Annotated in this window: 14 protein-coding genes; 13 read left to right on the top strand and 1 reads right to left on the bottom strand. The window is 66.8% G+C overall.

Annotated elements, in window-relative coordinates; all coding sequences use genetic code 11:
- The first annotated feature begins 6 nt into the window (after positions 1–6).
- The 10 genes from K2M58_RS09680 to K2M58_RS09635 all read left to right on the top strand — a co-directional run bounded on the left by K2M58_RS09680 (position 7) and on the right by K2M58_RS09635 (position 12,938).
- Entirely contained in the window at positions 7–924 is a 918-nt protein-coding gene (locus K2M58_RS09680) for an NAD(P)-dependent oxidoreductase (protein WP_289628283.1), read from the top strand.
- Positions 925–929: 5 nt separating this feature from the next.
- On the top strand, positions 930–2,390 hold the full coding sequence (locus K2M58_RS09675; RefSeq protein WP_220677381.1) for a CoA-acylating methylmalonate-semialdehyde dehydrogenase: 1,461 nt from the start codon (positions 930–932) through the stop codon (positions 2,388–2,390).
- Between the two features lie 279 nt (positions 2,391–2,669).
- Positions 2,670–3,497: an enoyl-CoA hydratase-related protein gene (locus K2M58_RS09670; RefSeq protein ID WP_338066083.1), complete on the top strand. Its 828-nt coding sequence runs from the start codon at positions 2,670–2,672 to the stop codon at positions 3,495–3,497.
- A 104-nt stretch (positions 3,498–3,601) separates the two neighbouring features.
- Positions 3,602–4,753, top strand: a complete 1,152-nt coding sequence (locus K2M58_RS09665) for an enoyl-CoA hydratase/isomerase family protein (protein ID WP_220677380.1) — start codon at positions 3,602–3,604, stop codon at positions 4,751–4,753.
- Between the two features lie 158 nt (positions 4,754–4,911).
- On the top strand, positions 4,912–6,612 hold the full coding sequence (locus K2M58_RS09660) for an acetate--CoA ligase (RefSeq protein WP_220677379.1): 1,701 nt from the start codon (positions 4,912–4,914) through the stop codon (positions 6,610–6,612).
- 288 nt (positions 6,613–6,900) lie between these two features.
- Complete coding sequence (locus K2M58_RS09655; RefSeq protein WP_220677378.1) at positions 6,901–8,715, top strand: peptide ABC transporter substrate-binding protein; 1,815 nt, start codon at positions 6,901–6,903, stop codon at positions 8,713–8,715.
- Between the two features lie 176 nt (positions 8,716–8,891).
- Positions 8,892–9,821, top strand: coding sequence for an ABC transporter permease (locus K2M58_RS09650; RefSeq protein ID WP_066199463.1), 930 nt, complete (start codon positions 8,892–8,894; stop codon positions 9,819–9,821).
- Between the two features lie 9 nt (positions 9,822–9,830).
- Entirely contained in the window at positions 9,831–10,748 is a 918-nt protein-coding gene (locus K2M58_RS09645; protein ID WP_066199458.1) for an ABC transporter permease, read from the top strand.
- Between the two features lie 71 nt (positions 10,749–10,819).
- Positions 10,820–11,983 (top strand): ABC transporter ATP-binding protein, encoded by a 1,164-nt coding sequence (locus K2M58_RS09640; RefSeq protein WP_220677377.1) that lies wholly within the window; start codon positions 10,820–10,822, stop codon positions 11,981–11,983.
- Positions 11,976–12,938 carry an ABC transporter ATP-binding protein gene (locus K2M58_RS09635; RefSeq protein ID WP_220677376.1) on the top strand — a complete coding sequence of 321 codons (963 nt, stop codon included), beginning with the start codon at positions 11,976–11,978 and terminating at the stop codon, positions 12,936–12,938. The genes K2M58_RS09640 and K2M58_RS09635 overlap by 8 nt, the downstream gene beginning before the upstream one ends.
- 222 nt (positions 12,939–13,160) lie before the next feature.
- Here the strand turns inward: K2M58_RS09635 and K2M58_RS09630 are convergent, their stop codons facing one another.
- Positions 13,161–13,667 (bottom strand): hypothetical protein, encoded by a 507-nt coding sequence (locus K2M58_RS09630; RefSeq protein ID WP_220677375.1) that lies wholly within the window; start codon positions 13,665–13,667, stop codon positions 13,161–13,163.
- 234 nt (positions 13,668–13,901) lie between these two features.
- Between K2M58_RS09630 and K2M58_RS09625 the strand changes: the two genes are divergently transcribed.
- From K2M58_RS09625 to K2M58_RS12895, 3 genes are all read left to right on the top strand, one after another.
- Positions 13,902–14,309, top strand: a complete 408-nt coding sequence (locus K2M58_RS09625; RefSeq protein WP_066199450.1) for a DUF6385 domain-containing protein — start codon at positions 13,902–13,904, stop codon at positions 14,307–14,309.
- Positions 14,310–14,406: 97 nt separating this feature from the next.
- Entirely contained in the window at positions 14,407–15,132 is a 726-nt protein-coding gene (locus K2M58_RS09620) for a DUF6385 domain-containing protein (RefSeq protein ID WP_066199446.1), read from the top strand.
- A 53-nt stretch (positions 15,133–15,185) separates the two neighbouring features.
- Positions 15,186–17,330, top strand: a complete 2,145-nt coding sequence (locus tag K2M58_RS12895; protein ID WP_220677374.1) for a glycosyltransferase family 2 protein — start codon at positions 15,186–15,188, stop codon at positions 17,328–17,330.
- The last annotated feature ends 193 nt before the right edge of the window (positions 17,331–17,523 follow it).

Below are 17,523 nucleotides of genomic sequence, written 5' to 3'. Positions count from 1 at the left end.
TGGTGGGTGCGACGCTACTCTGAAGGAGGCCTCGCCATGGAAAAGCCGACGATCGGCTTCATCGGCCTCGGCAAGATGGGTCGGCCGATGAGCTCGAACCTCGTCGCAAGCGGCTACGCCGTCACCGGCTACGACGTCGTGCCGGCGGCGATTCAGGCCTTCGTCGACGCCGGCGGCCGCGGCGCCGGGAGCGTCGCGGAGGTGGCACAGGCGAGCGACGTCATCCTCACCAGCCTCCCCTCGCCGGTCGAGGTCGAGGCGGTTTACCTCGGCGAAGGGGGCGTCCTCGCCCACGCCCGCCCCGGCACCCTCGCCGTCGACTTCAGCACCGTCTCGCCGAAGGTCTACCACCGGGTGGCGGAGGCGCTCCGGGAGCGGGGGATCGATTTTCTCGGCGCGCCGGTCTCCGGCGGCGTGGAACGGGCCGTCGACCGGTCGCTCACGATCATGGTCGGCGGGCCGAAGGCGGCCTTCGAGCGGGGGAAACCGATCTTCGAGGCCCTCGGCCAGAACATCTTCCACATCGGCGAAGACGTCGGCCTCGGCGCCGTGGTGAAGCTCACGAACAACTACTTCATCGGCTATTACACGCTGGCGGTGGCCGAAGCCCTCACCCTCGCCGGCGAGGTGGGCATGGATCTCGATCAGCTCTTTGAAATCATGAAGGTGAGCTACGGCCAAAGCCGCATCTACGAGCGGAATTACGGCCTGTTTATCGCCAAGAACCGGTACGAACCCGGCTTTACGACGAAACTCCTCGTCAAGGACCTCAAGCTCGCCAAGGCGATGGCCGAGGAGGCGGGCCTCAAGCTCCCGATGACCGACGTCCTCATCGCGCAGTACGAGCGGGCGATCGAGGCCGGTTACGGCGATCTGGACATGGCGGCGATGTACCGGTATATTCAAGACATTACAAAGGGATGAGGACCATGACGATGGTGCAGGAAAAGACGGTCCTGAAAAACTTCATCGGCGGCCGCTGGGTCGACGCCGAGGCGACGGGGACGGCGCCGGTGTACAACCCGGCGACCGGCGAGGTGATCGCCGAGACGCCCCTTTCGACCGCCGCCGACGTCGCCAGGGCCGTCGAAGCCGCCAAGGCGGCGTACGAGCGCTGGCGGAAGGTGCCGGTCATCAAGCGGGCGCGGCTTCTTTACGCTTACCTGGAACGGCTTCGCCGGGAACGGGAGGCCCTCGCCCGGATGATCACGACCGAGCACGGCAAAAGCCTCGCCGATGCCCTTGCTGAGGTTGACCGGGGCATCGAGAGCGTCGAGCACGCGACGGCGGCGCCGACGCTCATGATGGGCGATGCCCTCGCCGAGGTGGCGGAGGGGCTGGAGCAGACGACGTACCGCTACCCCCTCGGGGTGGTGGCGAGCATTACGCCGTTCAACTTCCCGGCGATGATCCCCCTCTGGGTCATCCCGTGGGCGGTGGTGACCGGCAACGCCCTCATCTTAAAGCCGTCGGAGCAGACGCCGATGACGACGCTCCGGCTCGTCGAACTCCTGCACGAGGTCGGCCTGCCGGACGGCGTCGTGAACGTCGTCAACGGCGCCAAAGAAGCCGTGGACGCCCTCCTCGCCCATCCGGACATCGTCGCCGTGAACTTCACCGGCTCCCAGAAGACGGCCGCCTACGTCTACGAGACGGCGGCCCGCTACGGCAAGCGGGTGCAGGCCTTCTCCGGCGCGAAAAACCACGCCGTCGTCCTCGAGGACGCGGTGCTCGCGCCGACGATCGACGGCATCCTCCGGGCGGCCTTTGGGAACGGCGGGCAGCGCTGCATGGCGACGAGCGTCGTCGTGGCGGTCGAGGGGATCGCCGACGACCTCGTCGAACGCCTCGCCGACGGCGCCCGGAAGCTCAAGGTCGGAAGCGGCTTCGAAGAAGGGGTGGAGCTCACCCCGCTCATCCGGGAGGAGCACCGCCGGCGGGTGCTTTCGTACATCGAAGAAGGAGAAAAGCAGGCCCGCCTCGTCGTCGACGGCCGGGAGGCGATGTCCCGCTTTCCGCGAGGCTTTTACCTCGGGGCGACGGTCTTCGACCGCGTAACGCCGGAGATGCGCCTCTGGCAGGAGGAGATCTTCGGGCCGGTTCTTTCCGTCGTCCGGGTGCGGGATCTCGACGAGGCGATCGCCGTCACCAACCGCTCCCGCTACGCCAACGGCGCCATCCTCTACACTCAAAGCGGCAAGGCCGCCCGCCGCTTCCGGGAGGAGATCGACGCCGGGATGGTCGGCATCAACGTCAACATCCCGCTCCCGGTCGCTTTCTTCCCGTTCGGCGGCCACAAAGATTCGTTCTACGGCGTCATCGGCGAAAACGGCAAGGACATCGTCCAGTTCTTCACCCGGAAAAAGACCGTCTCGAGCCGGTGGTTCTGAACGGTCGGGTCCGGGGCGCCGTCGGCCCGCGGCGGAAAGGGCCGCTTTGGGTCGCCTCTGCCGGCGAAGGCGCGCGTTCGCCGGCGGAGGGCGCCGTCGGGGGTGGACGGGCCCGGTCGGGGCCGGAGCCGGAGACTGGCCGTCGCGGCTCCGACGGATGGGAGGCGGCGACGCCGACGGAGGGGGGACGCCCACGGCGGCGCTGAAGCGGTTCGACCCCAACCGACCAGATTCGGTGGGCGATTCGGAATCCGGGGAAACGCGAACCCGAGAAAGGAGGTGACGCCCTGCGGCGCCGCCGGACGGCGGACCGCAGGGCGGACGGTGAGCGAAGGTCTTCGCATCGAACGGGACGGCCGGGTGGCGATCGTGACGATCGACCGCCCGCCGGCGAACGCGCTGTCGCAGGGGCTTTTGCAGGAGCTCGACGAAGCGTTTCAAGAGCTCGCGGCCGACCCGGCGGTGAAGGCGGTCGTCGTCACGGGAAGAGGGAAGTTTTTCTCCGCCGGAGCGGACCTCAAGGAGATGCAGGGCGCGTTGGGCGACGCCACCCGGGGTCGGGCCCTCGCCGAGCGGGGCCAGCGAACGTTTGACCGGATCGAAGGCCTCCCGAAGCCGGTCGTTGCCGCCGTGAACGGCTTTGCGCTGGGCGGCGGCATGGAGCTTCTTCTCGCCTGCCACGTCCGCTTCGCCGCCGCGTCGGCGAAGGTCGGGCTTCCCGAGACGAACCTCGGTCTCATTCCGGGCTACGGCGGCACCCAGCGCCTCGCCCGGACGGTCGGCGCCGCCACCGCCCTCGATCTCATCCTGACGGGGCGGATGATCGACGCCGCCGAAGCGCACCGCCTCGGCATCGTCCAGCGGGTCGTCCCGGACGAGGCGCTTCGGGACGAAGCGCTCGCCTATGCCCGGGCCCTCGCCGAAGAAAAAAGCGCCGTCTCCCTCGCTCGGGCGCTTCGGGCGGTCCTGGCCGGCCGGGAGCGGCCGCTCGCCGAAGGGCTCGCCCTGGAGGCGGCGCTGTTCGGCGAACTGTTTGCTTCGGCGGACGCCCGGGAAGGGGTCGGCGCCTTCGTCGAGAAGCGAAAACCCACCTTCCAGGACCGATGAGCTTTCGAATCGAGGGGTAGTAAATTCGCGATGCGGAAGGCCCCGACGTCCAGGCCGCTTGGGCGAGCGAGGATGAAGCGAGACGGAAGGGTGAGCGGATCGAGATGGCGGAGACGAACGCCCAACCCATCGCGACGGACGAAGTGCGCGCAGAAATCGCAGACGGCATCGGCTGGATCACCTTGAACCGGCCGAAGCAGCTCAATGCCCTCAACCTCCCCATGATCCGGGCGATCCGCGCGGCCCTGGAAGCCTTCGAGGCGGACGAGGCGGTGCGCCTCGTCGTGTTTGAAGGGGCCGGCGAGCGGGGCTTTTGCGCCGGAGGCGACATCCGGGCGCTGTACGCGGCGCGGGAGGAGCCGGATCGGGCGACCGCCCGGACGTTTTTCGCCGAGGAGTACGCCGTCGATCACTACGTCCTGACCTATGCGAAGCCCGTCGTCGCCTTCCTCGACGGCATCGTCATGGGGGGCGGGGTGGGGCTTTCGTACGGAGCGACGGTAAAGATCGTGACCGAACGCACCCGCTGGGCCATGCCGGAGGCGGGAATCGGCTTTTTTCCCGACGTCGGGGCGTCGTATTTTTTAAGCCGCCTGCCGCATCACGCCGGCCGCTACCTCGCCCTGACCGGCGAGGCGGTCGGCGCGGACGTCCTCCTTCGGCTGGGGCTCGCCGACTGCTTCCTTCCGTCGGCGGCGTGGCCGGCGGTCAAGGCGGCGCTTCGGGAAGCGGGCGCCGCCGGCGCCGACGCGCCGGCCATCCTGACGGCGCTCCGGGAGCGGTGCCGCCGGAGTCCGGGCGAGGCCGGAGCGGGTCCGGACGGCGGGGCGCCGGCCGAGGGCGCCGGCGGCGGGGCTCAGGACGTGGATGGGCTCTTCGAGCGGACGGCGCGGTATTTCGCCGGCGAGAGCGTCCCGGCGATCGTGGATGCCCTCGAGGCCGGCGCCGAGGCGGGGGACGCGTGGGCCCGGGAGACGCTGGCGGTCCTTCGGAGCCGGTCGCCGACGTCGCTGTTCGTCATCTTTGAAACCCTCCGGCGGGCGCGGACGAGCACGTACAAGGAGGCGCTCGTCCGGGATCTCGGCGTCGCGGATGCCTTTTTGGCGCACGGCGATTTTTACGAAGGCGTCCGGGCCCAGGTCGTCGACAAAGACCGCCGCCCCCGCTGGCGGCCGGCGTCTCTCGCCGAGGTGACGCCGGAAGCGGTCGCGGCGTTTTTCCGCGACCCGCCCCGGCCGATCCCGTTCGTCCGCTGACGAGCCCGGCCGGTGGAGCGCTTCGCTTCCGGAAGGTGCGGGTTTTTGAAAAGTCCCGACCCCGTTCGTCCGCTGACGAGAGGGCGCCGCCCCCGCCCTTTTCTCCGCCCAAGGTTTAGAAAACGATGAAAAATAATTCATGAAGCGGAGGGATGACGATGACGGACGCCTTTCGGGCGCTCCTCGCCCCGGAGCGGTTCAACATCGCCGAGGCGCTCCTCGCCCACGATCCGGCGAAGCCGGCGCTCCTTTGGGAAAACGACGCCGGCGACACCCGGCGGGTGACCTACGGCGAACTCCGGGACCTTTCGGACCGCCTGGCCCGGGCGCTTGAGGAGCTTGAACTCGTCAAAGGCGACCGGGTGATGGTCCTCATGCCGCGGCTTCCGGAGACGTATGTCGTCTACCTCGCCCTCCTCAAAAACGGCCTCGTCGTCCTCCCGGGGTCGGAGCTCCTCATGCCGGCGGACCTCGACTACCGGCTGAACCACGCCGAGGCCCGGGCGGTGATCGCCCACGAGACGCTCGCCGAGCGGGTCGACGCGGTGGCGGAGAAGACGCCGAGCCTCGCCGTCCGGATCGTCGTCGGCGGGCCGCGGCCCGGCTGGATGACCCTCGCCTCCCTCGTCGAAGACGCCGTCGGGGCGCCGGAGCCGGTCGAGACGTCGCGGGACGACCTCGCCTTCCTCTCGTACACGTCCGGGACGACCGGCTACCCGAAGGGCGTCATGCACACCCACGGCTGGGCGTACGCCCATTTTACGATCGCCGCCAAGCGCTGGCTCGACATCCGGCCGGACGACGTCGTGTGGGCGACGGCGGCGCCGGGGTGGGCAAAGTGGATCTGGAGCCCCCTCGTGGCGACGCTCATGAGCGGCGCGACGGGCTTCCACTACCTCGGCCGCTTCGATCCGGAGCGGTATCTCGGCCTTTTGGAAAAGTACCGCATCAACGTCCTCTGCGCCACGCCGACGGAGTACCGGATGATGGCCAAAGTCGACGGCCTGGAGCGGTTTCGGCTCGATGCGCTCCGGAGCGCGGTCAGCGCCGGAGAGCCCTTAAACCGCGAGGTGATCGACACGTTCCGGCGCGTCTTCGGCGTCACCGTCCGGGACGGCTACGGCCAGACGGAAAACACCCTGCTCGTGGCGACGACAATCGACGTCGAGCTCCGGCCGGGGTCGATGGGACGGCCGACCGTCCCCGGGGCGGTGGAGATCGTCGACGAGTTCGGCCGCATCGTGCCGCCGGGCGTCGTCGGCGACATCGCCGTGCGGCGGGATTTTCCGCCCCTGTTCAAAGGGTACTTCCGGGACCCGGAGCGGACCGAGGCGGCCTTCCGGGGCGAATGGTACATCACCGGCGACCGGGCGAAAAAGGATGACGACGGCTACTTCTGGTTCGAGGGTCGCGCCGACGACATCATCATCTCGAGCGGGTACACGATCGGGCCGTTCGAAGTGGAAGACGCCCTCGTCAAGCACCCGGCGGTCAAAGAAAGCGCCGTCGTCGCGAGTCCGGACGAAGTCCGGGGTGCGATCGTGAAGGCGTTCGTCGTCCTGAAAGACCCGGCGCTCCTCGAGGCGGTCCGCGCCGACGCGGCCCGGCGGGAGGCCCTCGTCGCCGAACTGCAGGAGCACGTCAAGCGCATCACCGCCCCGTACAAGTACCCCCGGGCGATCGAATTTGTCGACGATCTTCCCAAGACGGTCTCCGGCAAGATCCGCCGGGTCGAGCTTCGGCAGCGGGAGTGGGCGAAGGTGAAGGAAAAGGAGCGAGCGGCAGAAGGGGAGGGGACCGACGACCGCTTCTCCGGGATCGGTCATTCAACCGAAACCTTCGGTGAATCCGCGACGTAAGGGGAACGCAGAATAAAAAACACAAATCATCAGCGGTGAATCAACTGCGCCGGGGCGCCCTCGGCGTTTTTCATGTCGGGGTTGCCGACGGCCCCGGATGTCCGCGCCCGGCGTGCTTCGCGGCGGTTTGCTCATACGAGAAAGAAAAATGAAAATGAAAACACAAACATAGAAAATAAAAGAAGGGTATAGCGCAAAAATAACATCATCGATCAGTTGAAAAAAAGGCGAAGTCGATATATGATTATCCCGATTTCGTCGCCCAGCGTGAGAAAAGGGGGTAACGGCATGCAGCGGCGCTTCCGGGGCGTGTCGCTCGCCCTTGCCGTCGTATTCGCGCTGTCGATGGCGCTTTCGGCGTGCGGCGGCGGAAAGAGCGAGAACACGCCGTCGAATCAGCCGGCGGCCGGCGAGGCCGCCCAGGAACTTCACCTCATGATCGGCGACGAGCCTCCGGCGCTGGACGCCCAGATCACGACCGACAACATCTCCATCCTCATCCTGAACGCCGTGCAGGAAGGGCTCGTCCGCCTCAATCCGGACGGGTCGATCGGGCCCGGCATGGCGGAGTCGTGGGACGTGAAGGACGACGGCAAGACGTACGTCTTCCACCTCCGGAAGGACGCGGTCTGGTCCGACGGCACGCCCGTGACGGCGCAGCAGTTCAGCGACGCCTGGGAGCGGGCGGCAAACGGTGAGACGGCCTCCCAGTACGCCAACCTGATCACCGACTACATCCAGGGTGCCGAGGAATACTACCGGTATACGAGCTACCTCGCGGCGAAGAAACTCTATGAGACGGACAAAAAGGCGTATGAAGAGGCGTACAAGAAGGAAGACGGCACCGTGCCGCCACCGGATGTGGCCGTCTACGGCAAGCCGATGTCCGACATCAAGCCGGTGACGTGGGACGACGTCGGCGTGAAGGTGATCGACGACCACACGCTGGAAGTCCGCCTGAAGCAGGCGGTGCCGTACTGGCTGGAGCTCACGCAGTTCCCGACGTATCTCCCGTTCGTGAAGGAGTTCTACGAGAAGAACAAGGACAGCTACGCGACGGAGCCGGATAAGCTCCTCTACAACGGCCCCTTCGTCATCGACCAGTGGCTCCACGACGCGAAGGTCGTCCTGAAGAAGAACCCGAATTACTGGGACAAGGACACGGTCAAACTCGAGACGATCACCCTCGACGTCGTGAAGGACTCGAACACGGCGCTCAACCTCTACCTCGCCGGCGAGGTCGACCGGACGGGGCTGGCGCGGGAGCAGGTGCCGCAGTACAAGAACGATCCGAACTTCCACACCTTCCCGGATTTTTCCGTCTTCTACCTCGAATTCAATACGACGAAGAAGCCGTTTGACAACCCGAAGGTCCGGAAAGCCCTCTCGATCGCCCTCGACCGGAAGGCGTACGTCGACACGGTCCTGAACAACGGCTCGATGCCGGCGTACGGGCTCATCCCGCCGGGGTTCAGCGCTTACTCCGGTTCGACGAAGACGTTCCGGGAAGTCTCGAAGGAGCTCTTTGGGGAACCGCTCTTTCAGGACAACCGGCCGGATGAGGCGGCGAAGCTTCTCAAGGAGGGCCTCGAGGAAAGCGGCATCCACCCGAACGGCTGGACGTTCCGCCTCCTCGGCGACGACTCCGACACCGCCCGCAAGGGGAACGAATTCCTGAAGGCGATGTGGGAGCAGGCGTTCAAAGACCTCGGCGTCAAGGTCGAGCTCGACCAGGTGCCGTTCAAGGAACGCCTGAAGCGGTCCCGGAGCGGCGACTTTGAGGTCGTCATGGCCGGCTGGGGTCCGGACTACAACGATCCGGACACCTATATGTTCGTCTTCGAGACCGGCGGCGCCTACAACGACGGCAAGTGGTCCAATCCGGAGTACGACCGGCTCGTGAAAGAAGCCCGGGCGGCGACGAACCTGGACGAGCGGGCGAAGAAGTTCGCCGAGGCGGAGAAGGTCCTCGTCGACGACACGGGCGTCGCGCCGATGTACTGGCGGGTGATCGCTTATCTCCAGCAGCCCTACGTCAAGGGCCTGGTCGAACGGGGCATCGGCGCCTCCCTCGAGTTCAAGTGGGCTTCCGTCGAGAAGTGATGACATCGAACCGTAAGCCCGACGAACCTTGGGAGCGAACGGCCCCGATGATCGTCGGGTGCGATTCCGCGGATCCGACGGCATCCTGATCGGGATGCAAAAAACAAGGATGTGGCGGCGTCCACACGCCGCCCTCCTTGTTTTTTTGAGTTTCGGGCTGAAAAGGAGGGGCCCCGGTGCTCCGGTATGTTTTGGAAAAATTCTTCCTCATGCTGTTTACCCTTTTCGTCATCGCGACGCTGACCTTTTTCATGGCCCGCGCCCTCCCCGGCGGTCCGTACCAGAACCCGGAAAAGCTCACGCCGCAGGTGAAGGCCCTCTTCGACATGAAGTACGGCTTGAGCGATCCCCTGCCGATCCAGTACCTCCGCTACTTGAACAACCTCCTTCACGGGGACCTCGGCCATTCGTTCAAATACCTCAACCAGTCCGTCAACGGCATCATCGCCCAGACGTTCCCGGTTTCGGCCCGCCTCGGGCTGCAGGCGCTTCTCTTTGCCCTGCCGCTCGGCCTCGCCTTCGGCATCGTCGCCGCCCTGTTCCGGGGCCGGCTGCCGGATTACGTCCTCGTCTTCATCGCCGTCCTCGGCGTCTCGATCCCGAACTTCGTCCTCGCCGGATTTATGCAGTACTGGCTCGGCGTGCAGTGGAAAGTGCTGCCGGTTGCCCGCTGGGGGACGTTTCAGCATACGATCATGCCGAGCCTGGCCCTCGGCATCGGCATCCTCGCCCTCATCACCCGCCTCATGCGGACGTCGATGCTGGACGTCCTCGGCTCGGACTATTTGCGGACGGCCCGAGCCAAGGGGCTGAGCCCGACGGCGGTCGTCGTCCGCCACGGCATCCGAAACGCGCTTCTTCCCATCATCACCATCGTCGGCGTGCTGATGGTCGACCTCATCACCGGCTCGATCATCATCGAGCAGATCTTCGTCATCCCCGGCATGGGGAAGCACTATGTGAATTCGATCAACACGAACGACTACATGCTCATCATGGGGCTGACGATCTTCTACAGCGCGCTTCTGGTCTTGGCCATCTTCATCACCGACGTCCTCTATGGGGTCGTCGATCCTCGCATCCGCGTGGCCGGACGAAAGGAGTGAGCGTTTGCCGTGCAGGGGGAGCTGACCGAACGGGATTTTTTGCCGCTCCGGGAAAAAGAAGAAGCGGAGCGGATTGCCGGCGAGAGCCTTTCGTTCTGGCGCGACGTCTTTCGGCGACTTCGGAAAAACCCGGTGGCGATGGGGGCGCTCGTCTTCCTCCTCGTCATGACGGCGCTCGCGATCTTGGCGCCCATCCTGAGCCCCTACGCCTACGACGAGCCGAACCTTACGGATGCGAACATGCCCCCGGGAGCCAAGCACTGGTTCGGCACCGATGAGTTCGGCCGGGATCTCTGGGTGCGGGTGTGGATCGGAGCCCGGATCTCCCTCTTCATCGCCCTGATGGCCGCCCTCATCGATCTCGTCATCGGGGTCGTCCTCGGCGTGCTCGCCGGCTACAAGGGCGGCTGGGTCGACAACGTCATCATGCGGACGATCGAGATTCTCTCCGGCATCCCCTGGCTCATCATGGTCATCCTGCTCATCATCGTCATGGGCAGCGGCATGGCCACCCTGATCATCGCCATGGCCATCACCGGCTGGGTGGGCATGGCCCGCCTCGTCCGGGGTCAGGTGATGCAGCTGAAGGTGCAGGAGTTCGTGCTTGCCGCTCGAACGCTCGGCGCCGGGACGTGGCGGATCATGTGGAAACATCTGATCCCGAACGTCCTCGGCATCGTCATCGTCCGGCTGACGATGAACATTCCGGCGATCATCTTCACCGAGGCGGTGCTGAGCTTTCTCGGCATCGGCCTCAAGCCGCCCCTCGCGTCTTGGGGCGTCCTCGTCAACGACGGGTACAAAATGCTCGGGTCGTTCCCGTGGAACTTCTGGTTTCCGGCGCTGGCCATCAGCCTGACGACGCTGGCCTTCAACCTGCTCGGCGACGGCCTTCGGGACGCCATCGATCCGCGGCTTCGGCGCTGAGCCCGTAAGGCGCCGTTCGTCCGCCGGCGCTTCAGTTCAAGTTCGGATGGGGTCAGAAAGGAGGTCGATCGATGGCCGAACGGCTCCTCGAGGTGGAAGACCTCGTCGTTTCGTTCCGGACGTATGCCGGCAAGGTGCACGCCGTGCGGGGCGTGTCGTTTGCCGTCGATGCCGGCGAGACGCTGGCGATCGTCGGCGAATCGGGGAGCGGAAAAAGCGTCACCGTTCAGGCGGTGATGCGGCTGCTTACGACGCCGCCGGCGGTCATCGAACGCGGCCGCATCCGCTACGGCGGCCGAGATCTCCTCGCCTTAAGCGAGCGGGAGATGCAGGACGTCCGCGGCCGGGAGATCGGCATGATCTTCCAGGATCCCATGACGTCGCTGAACCCGACGATGACCGTCGGCCGTCAGATTGCCGAAGGGGTCATCCGGCACCAGAAGCTTTCCCGATCGGCAGCGCTCGAGGAAGCCGTCCGCCTTCTGGGGGAGGTCGGCATTCCGAACCCGGAGGTGCGGATCAAGCAGTATCCGCATCAGTTTTCCGGCGGGATGCGCCAGCGGGCGATGATCGCGATGGCGATCGCCAACCGGCCGAAAATCGTCATCGCCGACGAACCGACGACGGCCCTCGACGTGACGATTCAGGCGCAGATCCTCGAACTGCTCGTCGAAATGCAGCGGACGCACGGGATGGCGATCATCCTCATCACCCATGACCTCGGCGTCGTGGCGAAGATGGCCCACCGGGTGGCGGTCATGTACGCCGGGCAGATCCTCGAGGCCGGGTCGGTGGACGACCTCTTTTATCGTCCTCGGCATCCGTACACCTGGGGGCTTCTCAACTCCATCCCGCGGATCGACGCCGGGGAGCGAAAGCCCCTCGTCTCCATCCCGGGTTCGCCGCCCAATCTGATCGATCCGCCGAAGGGCTGCCCGTTTGCGCCTCGCTGCCCGTATGCGATGGAGATCTGCGTTCGCCGGATGCCGGAGGAGACGCCGGTGCCGCCGTCCGGCGTGCCGCTTTCGGAAGCGGGAGCCCCTGAAACGGTCGGCAGGACGGCCGCCGATGCCAGGTCGTCGGGCGATGCCGATGCCTCCCACCGCCCGACGGCCGTCCGAAAAACCGGCCGGTCGGCTGCCGGCGCAGGGCACACCGTCCGCTGCTGGCTGATGCACCCGATGGCGCCGAAGGTCGAACCGCCGATCGCGGCGGGGAGGGAATCCCGTGTCTAACCCCACACCGATCCTCGAAGCGGAACGTCTGAGCAAACACTTTCGCCTTCGCGGCGGCGCCGTCGTCCGGGCCGTGGAGGACGTGAGCTTTGTCGTCTACGAAGGAGAGACCTTCGGCCTGGTCGGAGAGTCCGGCTCCGGGAAATCGACCCTCGGCCGGACGCTCATCCGGCTGTACGAACCGACGTCGGGCCGGGTCCGCTTTCTCGGTGAAGACGTTCATCGCCTGCGGGGGCCGGCGCTCCGGCGATTTCACCGGCAGATGCAGATGATCTTCCAGGACCCGTACGCCTCGCTGAACCCGCGGATGACGGTGGCGGACATCGTCGCCGAGGGAATCGACATCCACGGGCTGGCCAGGTCCAAAAAGGAACGCATGGAACGGGTCTACGCCCTCCTCGAGACGGTCGGGCTTCTGCCCGAGCATGCCGGCCGTTTTCCGCACGAGTTTTCCGGCGGGCAGCGGCAGCGGATCGGGATCGCCCGGGCGCTGGCGGTCGAACCGAAGCTCGTCATCGCCGATGAGCCGATCTCGGCGCTGGACGTCTCGATTCAGGCGCAGGTCGTCAATCTCTTGAAAAAACTCCAGCAGGAAAAAAAGCTCACCTACATCTTCATCGCCCACGACCTGTCGATGGTGCGCTACATCTCCGATCGCATCGGGGTGATGTACCTCGGTCAGCTGATGGAGCTCGCCGGCAGCGATGAGATCTACGCGCGTCCGCTTCATCCGTACACGCAGGCGCTCCTTTCGGCGGTGCCGATTCCCGACCCGGCGAAGGAGCGCACCCGGGAGCGGATCGTCCTTTCCGGCGACATCCCGTCTCCGATCAACCCGCCGAGCGGCTGCCGGTTCCGCACCCGCTGCCCGCACGCGATGGACGTCTGCGCGGCGCAGGTGCCGGAATGGAAGGAAGTCGAACCGGGGCACTATGTCGCGTGCCATCTGTACTGAATTCTGTCCTCTGCAATTGTGGGTACGAAACGGCGAAAACGGCCACAAATCCGGCCGCGTTCCGATGGGAACGGCGGCGATCATTCGATTCGGCCAGATGACAACGGGCGGGCCGGCCGCAAATGCGGCCGGCGTTTTTCATGCCGCGCTCTGTGAGCCGCGTTTTTTGCCATGTTCTTCCGTGGTCGTAATTTTTCCGGTCTGAGGACAAATGGCGACCGTTTAAGGTTCGAGCGCGGTGAGGGCGAGGAGGAGCGACAGCAAAAAGGCCCATGCTCCGGCGAGCATGAGGCGGATCGCCATCCGTTCGTTGGCGCGCCGGCGGTCTTGGGCGGCCTTGCCGTCGTCTTCGTCGACGGCTTCGCGGCGGGTGACGCCGGAGGGGGTGCCGGTCGTCTTTTCGCAGGCCGGATGGCCGGCGACCCCTTTGCGCCCGGCGCTCGGCAGGCCGAGGCGCTTTTCGTGCGGCGGGGTCGTCGGGTGAAACAGCCCTTGAAAGGCGAAGACGATGAGGTCGAAAACGCCCCGGGCGGCGATCCAGATGACGGCGCCGAGGAGGAACACGCCGAGGCCGGCCATGGCGAGCCGATCGACGATCGACCGAAGGGGATCGTCGATATCCGTCCCGAGCACGGTCCAGGCGATGACGATCAGGGCGATGAGGCCGGAGAAGGCGAAGCCTTGAGCCAGCAGTCGAACCGCGCGCCGGAGATTCGCGTTCGGAATCATCGCGGCCTCCTGAGAAAGGTGAGATTTCCTGGGAAAGATGAGATTTTCACAGCATCGGTGCGGGTCGTCGGTCGGGGCCGTTTGGCCAAAAGAGGGATCGCCGGACGAACGCGGACGGGGTTCGCCCTTTTTTGATTTTTAGCGACGGAAGGGAGACAAACATCCCGGACAGGCCGGTGTGCGGCTCATACAGATAGTATCGCAAGGCCGATGCGGCCGGAAGGGGGTGAGGCGATGGGGGCATGCCGGAAACCGAAACCGTGCCGGCCCGTCCGGCGGGTCCGGCAGGTGAAGATCATCGTCTGCATGCCGAGCCGGGCGCCGGTATTTACCGAGGCGGTGTACCGAAACGTGCGGGTGAGGGGTCAGCCGATGGCGCTTCCTCGGCAGAACACGGCGCGCCTGCAGAGGTATTCGTACGCCGTCGTGAACGCCGGGCCGGCGGAAGTCGAGGTCCGCCTCGAGGTGAGCCCGGACGGCGTGCATTACGCGCCGGATGCGTCGATGCGGGTGGAAAGCGGGAAGACCGGCGTCATCGTGCCGAACCGCTATCTTCGGTACACGCGGCCTACGCTTCGGACCGTCGAGGCCGGCGCCACGGCGACGGTGGACGTTTTCTTCCAGGCGCAGTCGGCCGGCTGAAGCAGGCGATGGATCACGGGGACGGGGATCAGAACGAAGATCGATGGGCGGAACCGACCACGAGGATCGGTCCGCGGAAAAGGGGAGGTAAAAACGGATGCCGAACTACTCGGTGTTTCAGGCCAATCCGGAAGAACTGAAAGCGCTCATTTTCGGTTCGGACGGAACGACGGCGCGGCCGCTGGCGGTGAATGCCAGCGCCGAGCTCCTCGTCGGCGGCGCAACGGTGACCGGCGGGACGCTGGATGCGGTGTCGGCGGCGACGATCGCGGGCGGGACGCTGGATGCGGTGTCGGCGGCGACGATCGCGGGCGGGACGCTGGATGCGGTGTCGGCGGCGACGATCGCGGGCGGGACGCTGGATGCGGTATCGGCGGCGACGATCGCGGGCGGGACGCTGGACGCGGTATCGGCGGCGACGATCGCGGGCGGGACGCTGGACGCGGTGTCGGCGGCGACGATCGCCGGCGGAACGCTGGACAGCGTCACGTCGATCTCGCAACGGAGTTTTCTCGAGATCGCCAACACGGATGTCGCCACCGGGGATACGCTGACGGCCCTGCCGGCGGTGACGACGGCCGTCCTCGGACATTACTCGTATTTCATTTACAATGCCGGCGCCAACGACGCGGTGGCCCAGGTGGAAATCAGCGCCGACGGGACGCACTGGTACACGGATATTCCTTCGACGACGGTCGCGTCTGGTTCGGTGGCGGTGCTCGTGCCGACGCGCTTTTTGAAGTACACCCGGCTGGCGTACGCTTCGGCGGTGGTCGGCGCCGCGACGACGATCGACGTGTACTTCAACGCGCAGGGGACATAACCGCCGGGGACGGGCGTTGATCGACCGGCGGTCGAGAAAGGAGACGGTCGGCGATGGAGGATCGACCGCGACGCTCCGGTGCCATGCTCTTGGGAGTGCACATTTTGGCGAAGAATGAGGCCGCGCGGCTTCCGGCGGCTCTCGAAAGCGTACGGGAGATCGCCGACGAGATCATCGTCATCGACACGGGCTCGACGGACGGGACGCCGGAGGTGGCCCGCGCCTTCGGGGCGCGGGTCCTTTTTGTGCCGTGGCAGGACGATTTTGCGGCGGCCCGAAATGCGGGGCTTGAGGCGGCCCGGACGGACTGGGTGCTCGTCCTCGACGCCGATGAGCGGGTCGTCGCCGGGCGGAGGGTTCTGCGGTCGCTCATTCGGGAGACGGAAAATGAGGCTTTCACGGTCGAAATTCAAAATGCGATCGGTTCCGATCCGTGGGCGCGCGTCGTCTTTCGCCCGGTGCGCCTGTTTCGGCCGTCTGCCTTCGGCGGCCTTCGCTTCTTAGGTCGCATTCACGAACAGCTCGTCACCCCGGACGGCCGCCCGGCGCCGTTTCGGCCGGCGGCGTCGCCGCTCGTGATCGAGCACGTCGGCTACCGGCCCGACGTGCTCCGGGAAAAGGGGACGGCGGAGCGAAATGCTCGCCTCCTCGCGCGATGTCTGGAGGAGCGACCGGACGACCCGTTTTACTGCTACCACCGGGGTATCACGTTGGTGCAGCTCCGGCGGCTTCGGGAGGCGGCCGCCGAACTCGAACGGGCGCTTGAAACCGCTCCGAAGTCGGCGCCGTATCGCCCGTCGCTCGTTCGGACGCTGTCGCTTGTGTATGAAGGGTTGGGGCGGCCGGAGCGGGCGCGGACGCTGCTTCAGGCGGAGGCCCCCGACGTCGAAGGACAGCCGGAGCTTTGGCATCTTTTGGGGGAATCGTTTCTGGCGGCGGGCTGGGTCAGGCCGGCCGAAGCGGCCTTTCGGGCGGCCCTTGCCGCGGCCTTAAGGGCCGATCCAAGCGACGACAACGTTCGGACGTTCGGCGTCGGCGGCTTTCGGACGCGGACCCGCCTGACGGAGGCGCTTGCCCGGCAGGGGCGGTGGGCGGAGGCGATGGAGGCGCTGCGGGCGGCCCTTCTGGAACGGCCGGATTTTGCTCCGGCGCGCCGGCTGCTTGAGGCGCTGGTCGAACCGCCGGCGTTGCCGGGCCGGCCGGCGAATCGGGCGCCTCAAGCGGGGCGGCGGGAGCAGGACGCGGCGCCGGAGGCGGCCCGGGCCTGGCAGGTGCCGGAGGCGGCGGGGCAGGCGCCGGATGCGGCGGGGCAGGCGCCGGATGCGGTGGGCAGGACGGCGGAGGCGGCGGATGGCCCGCGGGAAAAGGGGGAAGTGGCGCCCAAAGCTGCGGCCGAAGAGACGGATCCGAAAACGGATCCGGATAAAGAAACGGCGCCGAAAGCCGCGTCGGCGGATCGGAGGACGCAGGGCCCGGCATCGCCGGCGCCCGAAGGGGACGGGCATGCGGTGGGCGCGGCGTCCGTTACCGGCCGATGTTCGGCGATGCCGAAGACGGCGGCGGAGGCGTGGGCGATGTATCGGGCGGGGGTGGTTCGGCCGGCGGCGGAGTTTTTCCTCGAATCCCTCGGGGCGGGGACGCTCACGGCAGAGGGGGCGTATGCCCTCGGTGAACTGCTTTACGAACGGGGGCACAGGGCGGCGGCCGAAGCGATGTTTGTCCGGGCGATCGCGCTGGCGGAGGCGGCGGGCGAAGGGCAGAGGCGCGCTCTTCAGGCGGACGAAAGCGGGGGTGACGTTCCGCCGGCGGCGGGCAAGGGGCCGGGCGGTGCCGGCGAGGGGGAGTTCGGCCCGGCGGGGCTTTCGGATCGGGCTCGCGTCGGCGCGGCACTGGCCCGACTGGACGATCTTCTGGCCGGTGTGGATCGAGCGCTTCGGCGGGCGGACGAAAGAGCGGCGTCGGCGGTTCGGAGGGCCGGAGAGGGTCGGGATGGGTCATCCCCTGGCACGGCGGAGGTCGTCCGCCGGTGGACGGCGGCCGAAGCGGCGCTCCGACGGATGCAAAATCGCCTCGCGGAGGCGCGAACGGCGCTTGCCGGGTTGCCCTGGAAGGTCCGGATGATCGGAGACCGCGGTCCGGACCGTGGAGGAAGCGGGGAAGGGACTCGGATGACGGAAGGATCGGAAGGGGCGGATTGAGCGGCTCGGGTGAAGGAAGCGGCGGATGGGACGGCTCGGGCGGCTCAGGGAACGGATGTGGCGAAGGAGGCGGCTCGGACGGCTCAGCGTACGGACGGGGTGGAGAGGGCGGATCGGGCGCCGGAGACGCCGGAGGGGCAGGTTGGACGGCGGAAGCGGCGGCGGGGAAGGGGCGGGCGGAGGAGAGGGGAAG

Source organism: Hydrogenibacillus sp. N12 (genome assembly GCF_019645935.1).
Lineage (GTDB): Bacteria > Bacillota > Bacilli > Thermicanales > DSM-22653 > Hydrogenibacillus > Hydrogenibacillus schlegelii.
Note: the sequence above shows the minus strand (reverse complement) of the source record. Positions and strands in the feature narration are given on the sequence as shown.